Origin of the sequence: Janthinobacterium sp. HH102 (assembly GCF_001758625.2) — a bacterium.
GTDB lineage: Bacteria > Pseudomonadota > Gammaproteobacteria > Burkholderiales > Burkholderiaceae_D > Janthinobacterium.
Map to the genome: position 1 here is coordinate 2,246,379 of NZ_CP062062.1, position 16,340 is coordinate 2,262,718.

The window sequence follows — 16,340 nt, forward strand, 5'->3', positions numbered from 1 at the left end:
GTCCCGACACCGAACAAAACCGTAGCGAGCGGAAGGGAGAGGTGGCCGAGAAGCGCAACCGTACTCTGGTACGGTGAGCATCGCAGGCCGCCTATACCGACGCGCAGTAGGTTTGGTTCGGTGTTACCCCCGTGGGGCTAGCTCTGCTACGTAAATTTCGACGCGGCGATTGCGTGCGCGTCCGGCCGCATCCGCATTCGAGGCGATCGGCTCGCGGGCGCCGCGGCCTTCCGTGACGACGCGCGTCGGCGAGACGCCGCGCATGGCCAGGTAGTCGCGCGTGTGGGCCGCGCGTTCCACCGACAGCGGTTCGTTGATGGAATCGCTGCCCGTGCTGTCCGTATGGCCGATGATGCTGACCGTGGTGTTCGGGTTTTCGTTCAGGGTGGCGGCAAAGCGGTCGAGGATGGGGCGGAAGTTACCCTTGATGTCGGCGCGGTTGGTATCGAAGGAAATGTCGCTCGGGATTTCCATTTTCAGGCGGTTATCGGCCGTTTGCGACACTTGCACGCCTGTGCCCTGTGTCGCTTGCTCCATCGCGCGCTTCTGGTTTTCCATGCGGTTCGACCAGATATTGCCGACCACGGCGCCAGCTGCGGCACCGATCAGCGCGCCGCCGGCCGTGCGGCCGCTGCTGCCGCCACCGGTGGTGCCGCCGATCAAGGCGCCCAGGCCCGCGCCGATGCCGGCGCCCGTGGCCGTGCCACGTTGCGTCGAGGACATATCCGCGCAGCCGGTGGCGGCCAGTGCGATCACCAGCATACCGATCAGGGATGTGGCGCCAGGGCCTTTTTTGAATGCTTCTTTCATGGATTTTCTCCTTGTTTTGTTATTGGGACATACCCAGGAATTACCTGCACACGTTACTGCAAAATGCCGCAGTGTGCCAGTGCGCGCACGCTGTACGCAAAAGGCGGAAAAAGGGCGGCGCCCGTTTGCACGCGCGCCGCCCCTGTCTGGCCAATGGAGTGGCCTCTATAAACCGCGCCCGCTGATCAGACGCAACAGGATCATGATGACTGCCACCACCAGGAGGATGTGGATGAAGCCGCCAATGGTATAGGAAGTTACCAGGCCCAGCAGCCAAAGAATAATGAGTACGACGGCGATTGTATACAGCATGATGTGTCCTCCGAGAGTAATGTGTGGATGACGGCGGCTGCCTTGGCCTTGCGCCGTCATCAGTTTTTGTCATTGCGCAGCGACCGGGTCGCTGAACGCTTATGCCATGACTAAGTGTCTACTTTGTTTTCATTGTGTTCTGTACGCTGTCGTACACAAGGCTCAACTAGCGGGAGCGGTCGGCGTGTTCATCGGCCATGCCCGGTATCCAGGCCAGCATGCCGGCCATCCCGACGGCGCCGGCCAGGCAGCTGACCATGCCGCCGGTCAACAGCAGCATGACGCCAAACACGGGCGCGCTTGTTTGCACGGGCGCCAGATCCAGCGCGCAAAAGCCCAGCGCCGTGGCCAATATGCCGCCACCGATAAAGCCGAGCCAGATCCGGTGACTGTTTGTCTTGTCGTTTTCCATCGCACCTCCTTGAAGATATTCGTTGAACTTTCTTGAACGCATCATCTCGCGGGACGGCGTACTCATCTGTACGCCAACGAACATTGTCAAAAAGAAAACGCCCGGACAGGCCGGGCGTGTGTTGAATTTGCAACTTATCGCGGCAGCGGCGCCGCCGCGCTTCGCTTAGCCCATGGCGCGCAAGCCGCCGTTGACGACGCGCACGCGGTCGCCCTGGCGCCAGTTCGGCGCGGCGCTCTGGTGCACGGTGCGCGTCTTGCCGTTATCGAGGCGCACGACGATGTTGTAGCTGCGCGTGGCGCGCACGCTGCCTTCGATCTGATTGCCGGCCACGGCGCCGCCTACGGCGCCCAGCACGGTGGCCAGCTGCTTGCCGTGGCCGCCGCCTACCTGGTTGCCCAGCAAGCCGCCGACGACGGCGCCGCCGGCCGCGCCCACGCCGCTGCCTTCGGCGCGCGTATTGACTTCATGGATGGCTTCGATCACGCCGCAGTTGCTGCACACTTGCGGCGTCGGGGCAGCCGCGTATTGCTGTTGCGGTTGCTGCTGGGGCTGGCGCACTGGCTGTTGCTGCTGTTGCTGCTGAGGCGGCAGGGCGGCCAGCGGCTGTGCGCCGGCAGGCTGCAGGTTCGCTGGCGGCTGGTTCGCCTGCAGGTTGGCCATCTGTTCGGCCGAAGTGCCGGCTGCCAGTGGCCGGCTGTCGCTCTGGGACGAAGGCAGCCAGCCCATCAGGGCCGCCGTGCCCACGCCGCAGAACAGCAGGACGGCGACGGCGGCGGCAAGTACCAGCGGATGGAGGGATTTGGTGGTGGTGGTCATGGAAAGCTCCTGTTTTTTTAGATAATGAAATGGGTAGTGCGTGTTATCCGTGCGATTCGCGTGTATTGCCAGTGTGCTGTGCCGCTTGCTTCGCTTCCGTGCGTCACCGTACATACATGGGCGGTACTGCACCGTAGGCTAAGTAAAAATTATGTCGAGTTGTAACGACACCAAGGAAAAGCAATGCCACTAACGAACGCCAGCATGACCCTGTCCCGCGATACAGGCCGATCCGGCCTGGGGTCGTCCGTGGGCGCGCCTGACGCCGGCAACCGCTTGCTGGCCAGCCTGCCCGAGCACGATTTGCGGCACTTGACGGCGCTGTTCGATACGGTCACGGTCGAGGTAGGCGAGGTGCTGTACGAACCGGGCCAGCCTATCGGCCACATTTATTTCCCCCGCGACTGCCTGATCTCCCTGTTGGCTGTGGCGGAAGGCCGCATGACCCTGGAAGTGGGCTCGGTCGGCCGCGAAGGCGTGCTGGGCGCGTCCGTCGCGCTCGGTCATGACCTGGCGCAAGTGCGTGCCGTGGTGCAACGTTCCGGCATGGCCAGCCGCATCGCGCGGGCCGATTTCTGCGCCGAGTTCGCCCAGCTCGAGTCCCTGCAGCGCTTGCTGTACCGCTACACGGATACCCTGCTGGCGCAAGCCATCCAGATTGCCGTGTGCAGCCGCTTCCACGTGCTCGAGGCGCGCCTGGCCCGTTCGCTGCTGATCACGCGCGACCGCCTGCAATCCGAAAAATTTCACCTCACGCATGAATTTCTCGCCCATACCCTGGGGGTGCGGCGGGTCGGCGTGACCAAGGCAGCGAGCGCGCTGCAACAGCAAAAACTGATCACTTACAGCCGCGGCAATATCGAAATCCTTGATTCCGCCGGCCTGGAAGCTGTCTCCTGCCGCTGTTACGAGCTGGTCAAGGACAGCGGCACCATCGGCATGGCCAACGTCTTCGTCTGACTTTCCTCGCTTGCCTTGCAGCAGGCTTGCCTTCATCCCGCCTGCTTTTATCCTTGTGCCGCAGACGCAAAAAAGCGGGGCGGGCGCCTGCGCACCCACCCCGCTTTCTTGAGCAACAATTACTTCGGCTTGACCTGGTTACCGATCACGCCACCGACAGCGGCGCCGCCGACTGCGCCGACAGCGCTGCCGCCGGTCAGCACGGAACCGGCAACGGCGCCGACGCCAGCGCCGATGGCGGTGTTTTTATCCTGGCCGGACATGTTGGCGCAAGCCGTCAGGCTCAGCAGCAGGGCGGCAACGGAAGTGGTAGCGGCGATTTTTTTAATGATTTGCATGATAGTTCTCCTATGAATTCAGACCTCGTGGCGCCGGCATGGTATGGGCCGGATGACTTCGTGACGCCGTGTGTTTCAGGCACGATCACAGCATAGGATTGCGGCAAGGCAGGGTCTGTTCGGCAACGCACATAGGGGTGTAACAATTGTAAAGGCGCCCACGCCGCGCTCAGCGCACCTTGCGCACGGCTTTCCCCGGCTTGGGCGCCACCGGTTTCACGCGCGCCTGGGCCAGCAGGGCCGCGCACTCGCTATCTTCGACGGGGCCGGTATTGACCAGCGGCAGCAGCGCCGCCACGGGCGCCACCACGGCCAGCGCCAGTGCGCCGCCGGCGCGCAAGGCCAGCACGCCCTTGTCGACGCTCACGTCGGGCTTGCTGAAAGTGCCATGCACGTACAGGGGCGAGCGCAGCGAAAAGACGCGCAAGCCCTTGCTGTCCGGCCGCAGGGTCAGGTCCAGCCGTTCATCGGCCAGGTTCACCGTGCCATCGATATGCAGGACGGCATCATCCGTGTCGACGATAAACTGGCGCGTCTGCATCAATCCTTTGGTGACGGCGAAATCGGCGGCCATGCAGTTCAGCTTGACCTGCTTGTCGCCAGACAGTTTGGCCAGCACGACACTGCCGATATTCAAGCCCATTTCTTCCAGCAGCAGCTTGCTGATGCTGCCCCGGTTGATCAGCGCGCGTACTTCGCCGTTCGAGCTGCCCAGCAGGGTGGCGACGGAATTGCCCGTGGCCGACAGCGAAGCGTCGCCATTGATTTCGCCCACGCTCGCCTGCAGGGCGGGCAGGCGGGGAAACAGTTGCTGGATGTGCAGATGGCGGGCGCTGGCCTTGAGTTCGGCCGCGATGCCGTTGGCGATGACCTTGCCGCTGCCGTCGAGCTTGATTTGCGACGTCAGGGTGCCGCCCGCCACGTTGAAGTTGAGCGGCGTCAATGACAGCACGCCATCCGTCAGCACCACATGCGTGTCGAGCTTGCTGATTGGCAGCTCGGCATCGCGCGTGATCTTGTCGGCCGTGTAGCGCACGTCGGCGTCCAGGCTGGTCCAGCGTTCCGTCTTGAACGTTTCCACCGGCAGCACGCGGCCGGCCGGCTGCGTCGATGCCACGCCCCGTTCCTTCTTGCTGGCGCTGGAATCGGCGCCCACCAGCGGGCCCAGGTCGGAAAACTGCAGCAGGCGCGAGTGGACTTCTCCCGTCAGGCGCTTGCGCGGCGTGCTGGCGGAAAAGGCCAGCTTGCCACTGATGTCGCTGGAACCCACCTTGCCGGTGAACTTGTCGTACACCCATTCACCGCTGCGCGGCGCCAGGGTGCCCGTCAAATGGCCTTCCGTGCTGAAGTGCGGCGTTTCCGGCAGCAGCACGCCCGTCAATGGATACAGGCTCGCCATGCTGGGTCCCGATAGTTTCAGGCGCACGTCGAGCGCGGCCAGCTTGGCCGGACGCGTCAGGGTGCCTTCGATGGCCATGCTGCTGCCGCCCGCGCGCATGTCGGCCTGGATGGGGAAGGGCGTGCCTTGCTGCTGCAGCGACAGCACGCCGCCGGCCTTGCCGCCGCCCTTGACGCTTTCGCCATGGTATTTGCCCGACAGCGTCCAGGCGATGCCGTAGCGCGCATCGTTTGCGATGGTGTCGACATCGGCGCGCATCGCCGTTTTCGTGACAGCATCGTCCAGATACACGGTGCCCTTGCTGAAGACCACGCCTTGCAATTCCAGCTGCCACGGCGATGGCTGCTCCTGTTTGTCGAAGGTCCAGTTGTTCTTGCCGTCCTTGTTGCGCAGCAAGCGCACCTGCGGCGTGTCGAAGCGCAATTGCGGAATGATGATTTTCTTGTCCAGCAGGGCCAGGGGATTGAGCGAGAACGCCAGCTGGCTGACGGTGGCCAGCTGCGCCCCGTCGTCCGTCCCGGACATGGTGCTTGGGTTGCCCAGGCGCACATCCTTTGCCTGCAGGTGCGGCCATGGCAAATAGTCGCGCCAGCCTTGTTTGCCTCCCGTCGTGGGCTGCTGCCACGTCAGCGTCAGGTCGCCTTCGATGGCAAACGGTCTCCCCAGCGCTTCGCTGGCGCGCGCATTGAGCCAGGGCTTGGCGCGGTTCCAGTCCATATTCATCAGGACGATGGAGGCGGTGACGGGCAGGGCGATGAGCACGGCGGCGCTCGCGAGGGAGATTTTCTGACGGCGGGACAGTTGCATGGTAGACGATTCTTTCTGGACAAGTATTCACGATGCTACAGGAATCGCTCCTCAGCCGGGCCCGTTTCTCGCTTTTACGGTCCGGCACGTGCGCTGGCGCACGTTGCCGATGCAAGTATTGTCGATTTCTTACTCTATGTGCGGCACCGAACGGATATGCGGGGAGCCGGAGCCTATAACGTCTACATCAAACGCCGTTCCTGATTCCAGATGCACCGACGTATGAACCCTAACGCTTACACATTCTCCAGGAGAAAAAAAATGACAAACCGAGATTTCAAAATTTCCCCACTGGCCGCCCTGGCCGCCTGCGCCACGGCCGTTGTCCTGATGACGGGCTGCTCCAGCCTGAAAACGCCAGCCACGGCCGATGTCGCCGTGTCGCGCGCCGCCGTCGATAACGCCGCCAGCGCCGGCGCTGCCGACCTGGCACCCGATGAAATGCGTTCGGCCCGCGAAAAAATGCGCATGGCTAACCAGGCCCTGAAAGACCGTGACTACAAAACGGCGCGCGACCTGGCCGACCAGGCGCAAGCCGATGCCAAGCTGGCGCAAAGCAAGGCCAACTCGGCCAAGGCCACCAGCGCCGCCGATGAAATCAACGAGAACATCCGCGTCATGCGCGAAGAACTCGACCGTGCCAATCAGCAAGCCCCGAAACAATAACCAAGAATAAGAACAGGATTCCATCATGAAAAAAGCTACTTACACCACCATTCCCGGCCTGCTGGCCATGGCCGCCCTCGTTGCCGCCTGCAGTTCCGCACCGACCACCACCAGCCTGCTCGACCAGACCCGCGGCGACTACATGGCGGCGCAATCGAACCCGATGGTATCGACCTATGCGCCACGCGAATTCCGCGAAGCGAGCGCTGCGCTGGAAGCGGCAAACGCCGCCGCCACGCGCCAGGAAGATAGCGAAAAAGTCGACAAGCTGGCCTACCTGGCCAAGCAAAAGATAGCCACGGCGCAAGAAGTCGCCAAGCAGAAAGCGGCCGAAGCCGATATCGCCAACGCGGGCAAGCAGCGCGACCAGTTGCGCCTCGATGCGCGCACGCAGCAGGCTGACCAGGCCACGGCCCGCGCCCAGACGGCGCAAGCGGATGCGGAAGCGGCCAAGGCCCAGGCTCAGGCTGCCGAAGCATCGGCCCGCGATGCGCAAGCGCGCGCCGCCGGACTCGAAGCACAGCTGGCCGACCTGGCCGCCAAGAAAACCGAACGCGGCATGGTCATTACCCTGGGCGACGTGCTGTTTGGCACGGACAAGGCGAACCTGACGGCCGATGGCGTGAATACGGCGCGCAAGCTGGCCGAGGTGCTGAAAAACAACCCGCAGCGCACCGTGCTGATCGAAGGTTTTACCGATAGCACGGGCGGCTCCGCGCACAACCTGGAATTGTCGCAACGCCGCGCCGAATCCGTGCGCAATGCGCTGCTGGAGCAAGGCATCAGCCGTGACCGCATCGCCACGAAAGGCTATGGCGCCGCCTATCCGGCCGCCGGCAACGATACGGCGGCAAACCGCCAGCTGAATCGCCGTGTGGAAATCGTCTTGTCGGAAGATAACACGGCCATTCCCGCCCGCCGTTAAAACACCAGGCCAAACTTCGGTTTTTGCCTGGCGTTTGATTTATTAGTAGGCAGCACCGGCCGCTACTTGGCCGGTGGATACCCATGTAATACTTGAAAGGAAGCATCATGACCCAAACATCTGTTGAGATTCCAGCTGGCATCGATACGGCCGCCATCCGCGCCGCCGCCAAAAACCTCGATGACGGCGCCGTGACGGCCGGCTACCAGGGCGACCGCCAGGAGTTGATCACCCTGTTGAATGGGGCGCTGGCCACCGAACTGGTGTGTATTGCGCGCTATAAACGCCATTACTACACCGTGAGCGGGCGCGACAATGGCACCATCAAGGCCGAGTTCCTTGAGCATGCGCAACAGGAGCAGGAACACGCCGACTGGCTGGCCGAACGCATCGTGCAACTCAATGGCAAGCCAGATTTTAATCCTGCAACATTGCTTGCGCGCAGCCATGCCGAGTATGATGACTCCGAAGACGTGCAAAGCATGGTGCGTGCCAATCTGATCGCGGAACGGGTAGCGATCGAGTCGTATCGCCAGATGATCGTCAAAATTGGCGACAAGGACCCGACCACACGCCATTTGTTGATCAAAATCATGGCTGTCGAAGAAGAGCACGCCGATGACATGCGCGATCTAATGGAATAGTGTTTTTGAGTAAAGTAGGTATAGTAACTACATTCATCCACAGCTAAGGAGCTAAACCATGTTGGAAAACAATATCACCACCGTCAATAACGATGTCAAAACCCTGGTCAAGGATGCGCAAGCCCTGTTCAGCGCCGCTGCCGCCCTGACCGGTGAAAAAGCCGATGAAGTGCGCATCAAGGGCATGAAAACCCTGGACGCTGCCCTGGCCAAGGCGCACGAAGCGCAAGCGTCGGCCATCGTTGCTACCAAACAGCTCGCCTCCCAGGCGGACGGTTATGTCAAGGAAAACCCATGGCGCACGGTAGCCGTCGCCGCTGGCGTCGGCGTACTGGTCGGCTTCATTCTGGGCCGCAAGTAATCCATTGTCAGGAGCGATATGGACAAGTCTGCTTCGTCTCACCAGGGGCCGGGATTGATCGGCTCGGTCGCCGGCCTGGCCAAAAACGCCGTCGGACTGATGTTGTCGCGGCTGGAACTGGCCACCATCGAACTGTCGGAAGTGCGCAATCACATGCTGCAGCTCGTGGTCATTTTCGCCCTGGCGACAGTGGCGGGCTTGTTTGCCATCGCTTACGGCAGCGTACTGATCGTTTTCCTGGCCTGGGATAGCCTGGGCTGGAAGATCCTGGCGATCATGACGGTCGTGTTCGTACTGCTGGCCATCGCGCTGGTCATGTATGCGCGCGCCATGCTGCGTCAAGGAAAGCTGTCCATGCCTGCCACCATGGCGGAATTGAAGGCCGACCGCGACATGCTGATGTAAGCGGGCTCACGAGGAGAATTCATGTCGGAAACCGACAAACTGGCGGCGCAAGCCGCCCGCAAGCGCCTGCTGATCGCCCAGGGCGAAATGTATCGCGTGGGCATCGTGCATGCGCGCGCCAATGTGGGCTATGCCCTGCGTCCCGAATCGCTGCTGCAGGGCGTGGTCGAAACGGCGGTCGGCTTTGCCGGCCACCGCGTCGAGTCCTTGCTGGCGCCGGGCGGCATGCGTTTGCAGGGCGCCATGCCCTACGTGCTGACGGCGTTATCGTTTATCGGGCGCAAGAAGCTGGTCAAGCCGGCCCTGGTCCTCGTGGCCGTGGCCGCCGTGGCCGCCAGCTGGCTGCGCCGCAAGCGCTGAACGCCAGCCGTGTTGCACAGGAACGCCGTCATTGACGGCGTTTTTTTTTGCCCGTACCCAACGTCCGGCACGGGCAGGCGCAATCCCTTACAATGATTCACGCCGCATTTTGCGCGGCGCACAGAGGGGCCATCTTGATGACGAATTCGAAGACACCGATCAATCAGTTAAATCCCTCGCGCCTGCGCATCGTGCTGGTGCTGCAGGGCGGCGGCGCACTGGGCGCCTACCAGGCCGGCGTCTACCATGCGCTGCACGAACATGGCCTGGCACCCGACTGGGTGGTGGGCACCTCGATCGGCGCCATCAATGCCGCCATTTTGGCCGGCAACAAGCACGAGGACAGGCTCGTGCGTTTAAAACAGTTCTGGCAGCGCGTGGCGCACCGCGACAGCGTCGACATGAACCTCGTTTCGGACCAGCAGCGCCGCTCGAACATCTGGCTGGCCACGCTCGATACCGTGCTGCGCGGCGTGCCCGGCTTCTTCAAGCCGCGCATTTTCAGCCTGTTCTCCGCAGGAATCGCCGTCAAGCCGGAAGAGGCCAGCTTCTATGACACCAGTGAGCTGGCCAGCACCCTCGAGGAACTGGTCGATTTCGATTACCTGAACCAGCCCGGCGGCATGCGCCTGACGGTCAACGCCCTGCGCGTCAAATGCGGCAGCCTCACCAGTTTCGACAGCCAGCAGCAACCCCTGACGGCGGACCATATCCGCGCCAGCGGCGCCTTGCCGCCCGGCTTTGCCGGCGTGCGCGTCGATGGCGATTTATATTGGGATGGCGGCCTGTACTCGAACACGCCGCTGGAAACCGTGCTCGACGACACGCCCCACGTCGACACCCTGGTCTTCATGGTCGACCTGTGGAGCTCGGAAGGGCCGGAACCGACCACCCTCGATGAGGTGCAGACGCGGCAAAAGGACGTCACCTTCGCCTCGCGCTCGAAACGCCATATCGCCGACTATGTCAATACGCACACCTTGCAGCGCAAATTGCGCGAGCTGTACGCCGGCCTGCCCGACACAAAGCACAACCGCCAGCAGACGGAAGAGCTCGTAGCGCTGGGCTGCGACAGCACCATGCACATCGTGCGCCTGCCGTATGCGGGGCGCGACTGGCACATGGCGGCCAAGGATATCAATTTCTCCAAGGGCTCCATCGAGTGGCGCTGGGAGCAGGGCTACCAGGATGGCTTGCGCGCGATCAAGGCGGCCGGCTGGCTGGCCTTCGTCACGGAAGACACGCCGCTCGTGGTGCACGAACTCCCGCCCTATGAGCGCGATGCGGCTTAGTGACGCCTGTCAAAACCTGCTGCGCGTCGGTATAGGCGGCCTGCGATGCTCACCGTACCTTCCGTACGGTTGCGCTTCTTAGCCACCTCTCCCTCCCGCTCGCGACGGTTTTGTCAGGTGTTGCAATGTTGTTCAGCGTCGCAACAGCACGGCGCATCACTGCGGATGCGCCGCTGCACGCAGTTTTTCCGCGTTCGCCATGTCTTGCCGGTAAGTATCCTGCGCCTCCTTCAGGCAGGTGGCGCGCGTGGCGGATGGCTCCAGGCGGCACGCTTTTTTGGCCTCGGCCAGGGCGGCGGCGATTTCCTTGCGCAAAGTGCGCAGCTGGGCTTGCGCCGTGCTGTCTTCCTGGTACCAGCGTTGCGGGTCGCCCGGCTGCGGCGTGGCCGTCTGCGCCAGTGCCATCGGCGCCAGGCTGCAGGCGAACAGGGTGGCCAAGAGTGTATTGTGGATAGTCATGATATTTCCTCCTTGAAATAAAAAAGGCGCCGTAGCGCCTTTTTTTACAACCTGCCCGTCAGTAATAGCAGGATCAGTATCACTACGACCAGGCCGGCGATGCCGCTGGGGCCGTAACCCCAGTTGCGGCTATGCGGCCAGGTAGGCAGGACGCCGACCAGGGCCAGGATCAAGATGATCAGAATGATGGTGCCCATGGCAACTCCTTGTTATGGTACGACTCATGCGAGATGGCGGATGCCTGCTGACAAGCTCCGCCGAGAATTAATAGCGGTAGACGCGCCCGTCGACGACGCGCACGCGGTTGCCCGGGCGCAAATCATTCGCGTTGTCCTGCACTACAGTACGGTATTCGCCGTTGTCGAGACGCACGCTGATCTGGTAGGCCTGCGCCTGCTGCCTGCGGCCTTCGACCTGGTTGCCCACGACGCCGCCGGCGACGGCGCCCGCCACGGTGGCGGCCGTGCGTCCGCTGCCCGAACCGATGGTATTGCCCAGCAGGGCGCCGGCGATGCCGCCGACCACGGCGCCGGCGCCGCTGGTTTGACCGCCACCCTGCACGATCTGGATGGAGTCGACGGTGCCGTACATGGCGGACTCAGGCTGGTTGGCCGGGTAATATTGTTGCGACTGGGTAGGGCCGGTGGCACAACCGCTCAGTACGGCGGTGGCGGCGAGCATCAGTGCAGCCAAGGTGGCGTTGGTTTTCATTTTATTCTCCTGACGAGGTGAGGGTGTAGAGCCATCTTAGTCATGCCCCTGTCCCCGGTCTGTACGCTGCCGCACGTACTTATTTGCAGTCGAAAAGGGTAGTGCGGGCTGGAGCGATCCGGCAAAAACGTTGTTATTTCTCCATATTGCCCTTCCACTTTCAAAATAAATTACTTGTGTACGGCAGCGTACAGAAGAGCGGCGACTATCCACGTAAAACGGTAGTCATGCCAAGCAGACATGCTTGCTACCACCAGGGAGAAATACAACATGAACAAGAATAAGCTTTTCACCGCCATCGTCGTCAGCCTGGCATGCGCCGCATGGGGCGGCCAGGCAGTGGCGGCCACGCCGGAAGCAAAAGCAGCGTACAAGGCGGCCAATGAACAGGCTGGCCTGAATTACAAACTGGCGCATGCCGAGTGCGAAAAAATCACGGGCAACCCCAAGGATGTCTGCATCGCCGAGGCGAAGGCCGTGCGTACCTACGATGAAGCCGTGGCCCAGGCGCAATACACGAATACGCTGCGTGCCTACACCAAGGCGCGCATCAAGATTGCCGATGCCAATTACGATGTCGATCTGGCCCGCTGCAATGCGCTGACGGGCAACGACAAGGATGTCTGCGTCAAGCTGGCCAAGTCCACCAAAGTGGCGGCGCTGGCCGACGCCAAGGCGGACAAGAAAGTCATCGAAGCGCGCAGCGATGCGCGTGAAGCAAAAAGAAAAGCCGAGTACAAGGTCGCGACAGAAAAATGCGATGCATTGGCCGGCGCAGCCAAGGATGACTGTATCAAGGCTGCAAAAACCCAGTTTGGCTACTGAGCTCCCTCCGGCGCGCAGTCACCACACTGGTATAAGAAGCTCATTGTGAGCACATTGATTGACCACTCCTAAGGAAAAAACCATGAAATTCACTAAATCTATCGCTACTGGCCTTTTCGTCGCTTCCCTGTTCGCCGTTGCAGGCTGCGCTTCGACCCCAACCAAGGAAGGCACGGGCGAATACCTCGACGACGCCGCGATCACCACCAAAGTGAAAGCCAGCATCTTCAATGAGCCTACCCTGAAATCGACGGAAATCAACGTTGAAACCTTCAAGGGCGTGGTTCAGCTGAGCGGCTTCGTTGCCCAGCCAGCCGATGCCGCCAAAGCGGGTGAAGTTGCCCGTGGCGTCAAGGGCGTGAAGTCGGTGAAAAACGACATCCGCGTCAAGTAATGGCCTGACCTGCCGCAGCGGCCAGCCTCACGGCTGGCCCTGTGGCCTTCCACCGACCGTCGCGGGAATCGCATGCATACCCAGCCTTCAGATACCCCGCCCGATCCGGTGGCGGCTGCCTCCACCGAGCCTGCCGGGCCACCTCCCGGCGCGCCCGTGGAGCAGCCAGACTCAACCTTGCGCTTGCCGCTGCATGTCAATGCGCGTGGCATGGCCTTGGGCATCATCGCCACCGTCAGCTTTATTTATGCGCTGCAGTGGGCACAGAAATTCCTCATTCCCGTCATCTTCGGCATTTTCATTGCCTACACCCTCAATCCCGTTGTCGCCTGGCTGGAAAAGCTGCGCCTGCCGCGCGCCATCGGCGCCACGGCCGTCACGGCCCTGATCCTGTTCGGCTCCATCGTCGTGGTCGAGCGCGTGCAGGGCGAATTCGAATCCATCGTTGAAGAGTTGCCGGCCGCCACGCATAAACTGTCGCGGCTGATCGCCGCCAATACGGGCGGCAAGAACAGCACCTTCCAGAAGATGCAGGCCGTGGCCAATGAAATCGAGCAAGTGGCCGCCGGCGCCGAAGCGCGCCGCAACAACCGCCGCGCCGCCGCGGCCGAGGCGCCCAACTTCAAGATCATGGACTGGGTCTGGGCCGGTTCGCTGGGCCTGGTGGGCTTCCTCAGCCAGGCCACCATGGTCATCTTCCTCGTATTCTTCCTGCTGCTGTCGGGCGACACCTTCAAGCGCAAGCTCGTCAAGCTGACGGGACCGTCGCTGAGCCGCAAGAAGGTCACCGTGCACATCCTGGAAGACATCAACACTTCAATCCAGAACTATATGTTCATGCTGCTCGTCACGAATGTCTTGCTGGCCGTCCTGATGTGGATCGCCCTGCGCGTGATCGGGCTGGAAAACGCGGGCGCCTGGGCCATCGTGGCCGGCTTGCTGCACATCATGCCGTATTTCGGCCCCTTGCTCATCACCATCGCCACGGGCCTGGTCGCCTTCCTGCAGTTCGAATCGCTGGAAATGGTCTTGCTGGTGACGGGCACGTCGATGGCCATCGCCACCCTGGTGGGCACCTTTGTCACCACCTGGATGACGGGGCGTATCGCGCGCATGAATCCTACTGCCGTGTTCGTCAGCCTGCTGTTCTGGGGCTGGCTGTGGGGCGTCTGGGGATTGCTGCTGGGCGTGCCCATCATCGTCATGGTGAAGGTCGTCGCCGAGCGCGTGCAAGGCATGGAAGTGGTGGCGGAACTGCTGGGCGAATAGCTTGCGGCAACGCCAAGAAAAACGGCGCCCTCGGGCGCCGTTGCTGCATCCGGAACGACACCTTACGACTGGTGGCGTTTCAGTATCTTCACTTGCACGTCGCCGTCTTCCGTCTTCGGCATATCCTTCATGCTGCCCAGCTGCAAGGCGAACTGGCGTGTAAATTCGGCGCCCAGGAAGAAGATTTGCGCCGAGTAATACACCCACAGCAGCAGGGCGACCAGCGAACCGGCGGCGCCATAGCTGCTGGCCACGCCGCTATTGCCGATATACACACCAATCGCATATTTCCCCAGTGAAAACATGAAAGCCGTGCCGATGGCGCCGATCAGCACGTCGCGCCAGGACAGGCGCACGCGCGGCAGCATTTTATAGATGACGGCAAACAGGCTGGCGATGACGGCAAAGCCGATCAGGTTCGACAGGATGGTAAACAGCACGGCAGTGTCTTTCCACACGCCTTCCCAAAAGTTGGCGAGGATGGCCATGGCGGCGTTGACCACCAGCGACACCATCAGCAGGAAGGCCAGCACCAGTACCAGGCCAAACGACAGCAAGCGCGTGCGCACCATGTCCCAGGCGCCCGCTTCCTTCAAGGGTGGCACTTGCCAGATTTCATCAAGGCTGGCTTTCAGTTCGGCAAATACGCTGGTGGCGCCAAACAGCAGCAGGGCGCTGGCGATGAGGGTGGCGATGCGGCCCTGTTCATGGTTTTTCGCGCCGGCCAGCACGAGCTGGATGGCTTCGGCGCCCTGCGTGCCCAGCAAGCCCTGCAGTTGCCCCATCAGCTCGCCGCGCGCGGCGGCCGGACCATAGAAAAAGCCGGCGATGGCGATCACCAGTACGAGGATGGGGGCGATGGAAAACAGGGTGTAATAGGCGAGGGCGGCGCCCTTGCTCGAGGCGCGGTGTTCCAGCCATTCGGTGACGGAGCAGTAGACGACGCTGCGCATCTGCTTGCTTAACGGCGCGAGACCGGCCAGTCTGGGATAGCGGGTAAAGAAATTCATGATGGCTTTCAATGCAAAAAAGGGGCGCGAGCCCCTTTTTTTTAATTCACAAGTGGCGTACCACTGTCGAGCTTACTGCACGCGGCGTTCGATGGTGATTTGTTCCACTTCAACGCGGCGGTTAGGTTCCAGGCACTTGATCAGGTCGGCACGTTTCTTGTTGTTGCACTCCACGACCGGATTGGTCGAACCCTTGCCTTCAGCCGTCAGGCGGTTGGCGGCAACACCGTGGGCGACCAGGTATTCCTTGACTGCGTCAGCGCGCTGCTGCGACAGTTTCAGGTTGTACTTGGGCGAACCGATACGGTCGGCATAACCACTGATGACGACGTTGTTGACGTCCGGCGCTGCGTTCAGCACGCGTGCGATTTCGTCGAGCTTGGTTTGTGTCGGACCCAGCTTGGCGCTGTCGAACGCGAACAGTTCCGTTGCCGACATCGTCACTTTTTCAAAGCGTGGCGGCGGTGGCGGTGGTGGTGGCGGCACGACCACGACGACTTCTTCACGTACTGGCGGCGGTGGCGGTGGTGGCGGCGGTGCAGGCGGTTTGTCGAACGCGTAGTTCAAGCCCACGGTGACGTAGTAGTTGTTGGACTTGCTGCTCGGGTCGAACGTATTGCCGCGCAGGAAACCGTGCACATTGCGCACGTCAGCCTGCAGGGACAGCTGCTCGGTGATGCTGGACTGGAAACCCAGGCCCACGCTCGCGTATGGCGAGCTCTTCGTGCGTTCACCGAAGGCGAAGCTGGTGTCCTTGTCGCGCTGCATGCCGGCACCGACCAGCAGGAAAGGACGGAAGGCTTTGCGCGAGAACATGTACAAGCCGTCTACGCCCAGCGTATTTTGCTGGTAGCGCTGACCGCCATCCTTGGAACGGGCATACGTGGTGCCCAGCTGGATATCCCAGTCCTGGGAAACAGGCTTACCGAAACGCAAGCCTGCGCCATAACCGGTTTTATCCGTGGCGAAGTCGGAATCTGGCTTGAGTGCGTTGATGCTAGGTTGAATATACCAGGAGGGGTTGATTTCCTGGGCCTGTGCGCCGAGGGCGGAGCACAGGACTGCGGCGGCAACGGCGATTTTTTTTAGATTATTCACAAGTAACTCCCAACGTTGATAAGAGATTTTCTCTACGGCATCAAAGACACATCTTGCTACACGT

General features: G+C 61.7%; 22 protein-coding genes. 11 read left to right on the top strand and 11 right to left on the bottom strand.

What is annotated here, in order from left to right; genetic code table 11:
* Positions 1–123 precede the first annotated feature (123 nt).
* The 4 genes from JAB4_RS10240 to JAB4_RS10255 form a co-directional block, all read right to left on the bottom strand.
* A complete protein-coding gene (locus JAB4_RS10240) occupies positions 124–810 on the bottom strand; it encodes an OmpA family protein (protein WP_070224907.1) in 687 nt (228 codons plus the stop codon).
* A 165-nt stretch (positions 811–975) separates the two neighbouring features.
* A complete protein-coding gene (locus JAB4_RS10245; protein WP_121670992.1) occupies positions 976–1,122 on the bottom strand; it encodes a lmo0937 family membrane protein in 147 nt (48 codons plus the stop codon).
* A 166-nt stretch (positions 1,123–1,288) separates the two neighbouring features.
* On the bottom strand, positions 1,289–1,534 hold the full coding sequence (locus tag JAB4_RS10250) for a hypothetical protein (protein WP_070224908.1): 246 nt from the start codon (positions 1,532–1,534) through the stop codon (positions 1,289–1,291).
* A gap of 165 nt (positions 1,535–1,699) precedes the next feature.
* Complete coding sequence (locus JAB4_RS10255) at positions 1,700–2,353, bottom strand: glycine zipper 2TM domain-containing protein (protein WP_070224909.1); 654 nt, start codon at positions 2,351–2,353, stop codon at positions 1,700–1,702.
* Between the two features lie 183 nt (positions 2,354–2,536).
* Here JAB4_RS10255 and JAB4_RS10260 point away from each other — a divergent pair, with 183 nt between their 5' ends.
* The gene (locus JAB4_RS10260; RefSeq protein ID WP_083287389.1) at positions 2,537–3,313 is read left to right on the top strand and encodes a Crp/Fnr family transcriptional regulator; all 777 of its coding nucleotides are present in this window, start codon (positions 2,537–2,539) and stop codon (positions 3,311–3,313) included.
* 119 nt (positions 3,314–3,432) lie between these two features.
* Here JAB4_RS10260 and JAB4_RS10265 read toward each other — a convergent pair whose 3' ends face one another.
* Together JAB4_RS10265 and JAB4_RS10270 are read right to left on the bottom strand one after the other, a co-directional pair.
* Positions 3,433–3,651 carry a glycine zipper 2TM domain-containing protein gene (locus JAB4_RS10265; RefSeq protein ID WP_034758955.1) on the bottom strand — a complete coding sequence of 73 codons (219 nt, stop codon included), beginning with the start codon at positions 3,649–3,651 and terminating at the stop codon, positions 3,433–3,435.
* Positions 3,652–3,820: 169 nt separating this feature from the next.
* Entirely contained in the window at positions 3,821–5,857 is a 2,037-nt protein-coding gene (locus tag JAB4_RS10270; RefSeq protein WP_070224910.1) for an AsmA family protein, read from the bottom strand.
* A gap of 261 nt (positions 5,858–6,118) precedes the next feature.
* Here JAB4_RS10270 and JAB4_RS10275 point away from each other — a divergent pair, with 261 nt between their 5' ends.
* The 7 genes from JAB4_RS10275 to JAB4_RS10305 all read left to right on the top strand — a co-directional run bounded on the left by JAB4_RS10275 (position 6,119) and on the right by JAB4_RS10305 (position 10,510).
* Positions 6,119–6,523 (top strand): DUF4398 domain-containing protein, encoded by a 405-nt coding sequence (locus JAB4_RS10275; RefSeq protein WP_070224911.1) that lies wholly within the window; start codon positions 6,119–6,121, stop codon positions 6,521–6,523.
* 25 nt (positions 6,524–6,548) lie between these two features.
* Positions 6,549–7,448: an OmpA family protein gene (locus JAB4_RS10280; protein ID WP_070224912.1), complete on the top strand. Its 900-nt coding sequence runs from the start codon at positions 6,549–6,551 to the stop codon at positions 7,446–7,448.
* Between the two features lie 107 nt (positions 7,449–7,555).
* On the top strand, positions 7,556–8,092 hold the full coding sequence (locus JAB4_RS10285; protein WP_070224913.1) for a ferritin-like domain-containing protein: 537 nt from the start codon (positions 7,556–7,558) through the stop codon (positions 8,090–8,092).
* A gap of 58 nt (positions 8,093–8,150) precedes the next feature.
* Entirely contained in the window at positions 8,151–8,453 is a 303-nt protein-coding gene (locus tag JAB4_RS10290; protein ID WP_070224914.1) for a DUF883 family protein, read from the top strand.
* A gap of 18 nt (positions 8,454–8,471) precedes the next feature.
* Positions 8,472–8,858, top strand: a complete 387-nt coding sequence (locus JAB4_RS10295) for a phage holin family protein (RefSeq protein ID WP_070224915.1) — start codon at positions 8,472–8,474, stop codon at positions 8,856–8,858.
* 21 nt (positions 8,859–8,879) lie between these two features.
* Entirely contained in the window at positions 8,880–9,218 is a 339-nt protein-coding gene (locus tag JAB4_RS10300) for a hypothetical protein (RefSeq protein ID WP_070224916.1), read from the top strand.
* 137 nt (positions 9,219–9,355) lie between these two features.
* Positions 9,356–10,510, top strand: a complete 1,155-nt coding sequence (locus JAB4_RS10305; protein ID WP_070224917.1) for a patatin-like phospholipase family protein — start codon at positions 9,356–9,358, stop codon at positions 10,508–10,510.
* Positions 10,511–10,666: 156 nt separating this feature from the next.
* On the opposite strand, the gene JAB4_RS10310 is transcribed toward JAB4_RS10305, so the two are convergent.
* The 3 genes from JAB4_RS10310 to JAB4_RS10320 all read right to left on the bottom strand — a co-directional run bounded on the left by JAB4_RS10310 (position 10,667) and on the right by JAB4_RS10320 (position 11,680).
* Positions 10,667–10,969 carry a hypothetical protein gene (locus tag JAB4_RS10310; RefSeq protein WP_071650302.1) on the bottom strand — a complete coding sequence of 101 codons (303 nt, stop codon included), beginning with the start codon at positions 10,967–10,969 and terminating at the stop codon, positions 10,667–10,669.
* Between the two features lie 44 nt (positions 10,970–11,013).
* Positions 11,014–11,166, bottom strand: coding sequence for a DUF3309 family protein (locus JAB4_RS10315; RefSeq protein ID WP_010396415.1), 153 nt, complete (start codon positions 11,164–11,166; stop codon positions 11,014–11,016).
* 67 nt (positions 11,167–11,233) lie between these two features.
* Positions 11,234–11,680, bottom strand: coding sequence for a glycine zipper 2TM domain-containing protein (locus JAB4_RS10320; protein WP_070224919.1), 447 nt, complete (start codon positions 11,678–11,680; stop codon positions 11,234–11,236).
* Between the two features lie 270 nt (positions 11,681–11,950).
* Between JAB4_RS10320 and JAB4_RS10325 the strand changes: the two genes are divergently transcribed.
* The 3 genes from JAB4_RS10325 (at position 11,951) to JAB4_RS10335 (ending at position 14,168) form a co-directional block, all read left to right on the top strand.
* Complete coding sequence (locus JAB4_RS10325) at positions 11,951–12,505, top strand: hypothetical protein (protein ID WP_046682431.1); 555 nt, start codon at positions 11,951–11,953, stop codon at positions 12,503–12,505.
* Positions 12,506–12,587: 82 nt separating this feature from the next.
* Positions 12,588–12,899, top strand: a complete 312-nt coding sequence (locus JAB4_RS10330) for a BON domain-containing protein (protein WP_070224920.1) — start codon at positions 12,588–12,590, stop codon at positions 12,897–12,899.
* Between the two features lie 210 nt (positions 12,900–13,109).
* On the top strand, positions 13,110–14,168 hold the full coding sequence (locus JAB4_RS10335; protein ID WP_227742169.1) for an AI-2E family transporter: 1,059 nt from the start codon (positions 13,110–13,112) through the stop codon (positions 14,166–14,168).
* 62 nt (positions 14,169–14,230) lie between these two features.
* On the opposite strand, the gene JAB4_RS10340 is transcribed toward JAB4_RS10335, so the two are convergent.
* Both JAB4_RS10340 and JAB4_RS10345 read right to left on the bottom strand, forming a co-directional pair.
* A complete protein-coding gene (locus JAB4_RS10340; RefSeq protein ID WP_070224922.1) occupies positions 14,231–15,178 on the bottom strand; it encodes a YihY/virulence factor BrkB family protein in 948 nt (315 codons plus the stop codon).
* A gap of 72 nt (positions 15,179–15,250) precedes the next feature.
* Positions 15,251–16,276 (bottom strand): OmpA family protein, encoded by a 1,026-nt coding sequence (locus JAB4_RS10345; RefSeq protein WP_070224923.1) that lies wholly within the window; start codon positions 16,274–16,276, stop codon positions 15,251–15,253.
* Between the last annotated feature and the right edge of the window lie 64 nt (positions 16,277–16,340).

Bases quoted from the DNA above. Each gene is read 5' to 3' on its own strand.
- JAB4_RS10275 (WP_070224911.1), top strand. From the start codon at position 6,119: ATGACAAACCGAGATTTCAAAATTTCCCCACTGGCCGCCCTGGCCGCC.
- JAB4_RS10305 (WP_070224917.1), top strand. From the start codon at position 9,356: ATGACGAATTCGAAGACACCGATCAATCAGTTAAATCCCTCGCGCCTG.
- JAB4_RS10255 (WP_070224909.1), bottom strand. From the start codon at position 2,353: ATGACCACCACCACCAAATCCCTCCATCCGCTGGTACTTGCCGCCGCC.
- JAB4_RS10295 (WP_070224915.1), top strand. From the start codon at position 8,472: ATGGACAAGTCTGCTTCGTCTCACCAGGGGCCGGGATTGATCGGCTCG.
- JAB4_RS10250 (WP_070224908.1), bottom strand. From the start codon at position 1,534: ATGGAAAACGACAAGACAAACAGTCACCGGATCTGGCTCGGCTTTATC.
- JAB4_RS10245 (WP_121670992.1), bottom strand. From the start codon at position 1,122: ATGCTGTATACAATCGCCGTCGTACTCATTATTCTTTGGCTGCTGGGC.
- JAB4_RS10320 (WP_070224919.1), bottom strand. From the start codon at position 11,680: ATGAAAACCAACGCCACCTTGGCTGCACTGATGCTCGCCGCCACCGCC.
- JAB4_RS10340 (WP_070224922.1), bottom strand. From the start codon at position 15,178: ATGAATTTCTTTACCCGCTATCCCAGACTGGCCGGTCTCGCGCCGTTA.
- JAB4_RS10310 (WP_071650302.1), bottom strand. From the start codon at position 10,969: ATGACTATCCACAATACACTCTTGGCCACCCTGTTCGCCTGCAGCCTG.
- JAB4_RS10315 (WP_010396415.1), bottom strand. From the start codon at position 11,166: ATGGGCACCATCATTCTGATCATCTTGATCCTGGCCCTGGTCGGCGTC.
- JAB4_RS10335 (WP_227742169.1), top strand. From the start codon at position 13,110: ATGGCCTTGGGCATCATCGCCACCGTCAGCTTTATTTATGCGCTGCAG.
- JAB4_RS10265 (WP_034758955.1), bottom strand. From the start codon at position 3,651: ATGCAAATCATTAAAAAAATCGCCGCTACCACTTCCGTTGCCGCCCTG.
- JAB4_RS10240 (WP_070224907.1), bottom strand. From the start codon at position 810: ATGAAAGAAGCATTCAAAAAAGGCCCTGGCGCCACATCCCTGATCGGT.
- JAB4_RS10300 (WP_070224916.1), top strand. From the start codon at position 8,880: ATGTCGGAAACCGACAAACTGGCGGCGCAAGCCGCCCGCAAGCGCCTG.
- JAB4_RS10270 (WP_070224910.1), bottom strand. From the start codon at position 5,857: ATGCAACTGTCCCGCCGTCAGAAAATCTCCCTCGCGAGCGCCGCCGTG.
- JAB4_RS10260 (WP_083287389.1), top strand. From the start codon at position 2,537: ATGCCACTAACGAACGCCAGCATGACCCTGTCCCGCGATACAGGCCGA.
- JAB4_RS10290 (WP_070224914.1), top strand. From the start codon at position 8,151: ATGTTGGAAAACAATATCACCACCGTCAATAACGATGTCAAAACCCTG.
- JAB4_RS10330 (WP_070224920.1), top strand. From the start codon at position 12,588: ATGAAATTCACTAAATCTATCGCTACTGGCCTTTTCGTCGCTTCCCTG.
- JAB4_RS10325 (WP_046682431.1), top strand. From the start codon at position 11,951: ATGAACAAGAATAAGCTTTTCACCGCCATCGTCGTCAGCCTGGCATGC.
- JAB4_RS10285 (WP_070224913.1), top strand. From the start codon at position 7,556: ATGACCCAAACATCTGTTGAGATTCCAGCTGGCATCGATACGGCCGCC.
- JAB4_RS10280 (WP_070224912.1), top strand. From the start codon at position 6,549: ATGAAAAAAGCTACTTACACCACCATTCCCGGCCTGCTGGCCATGGCC.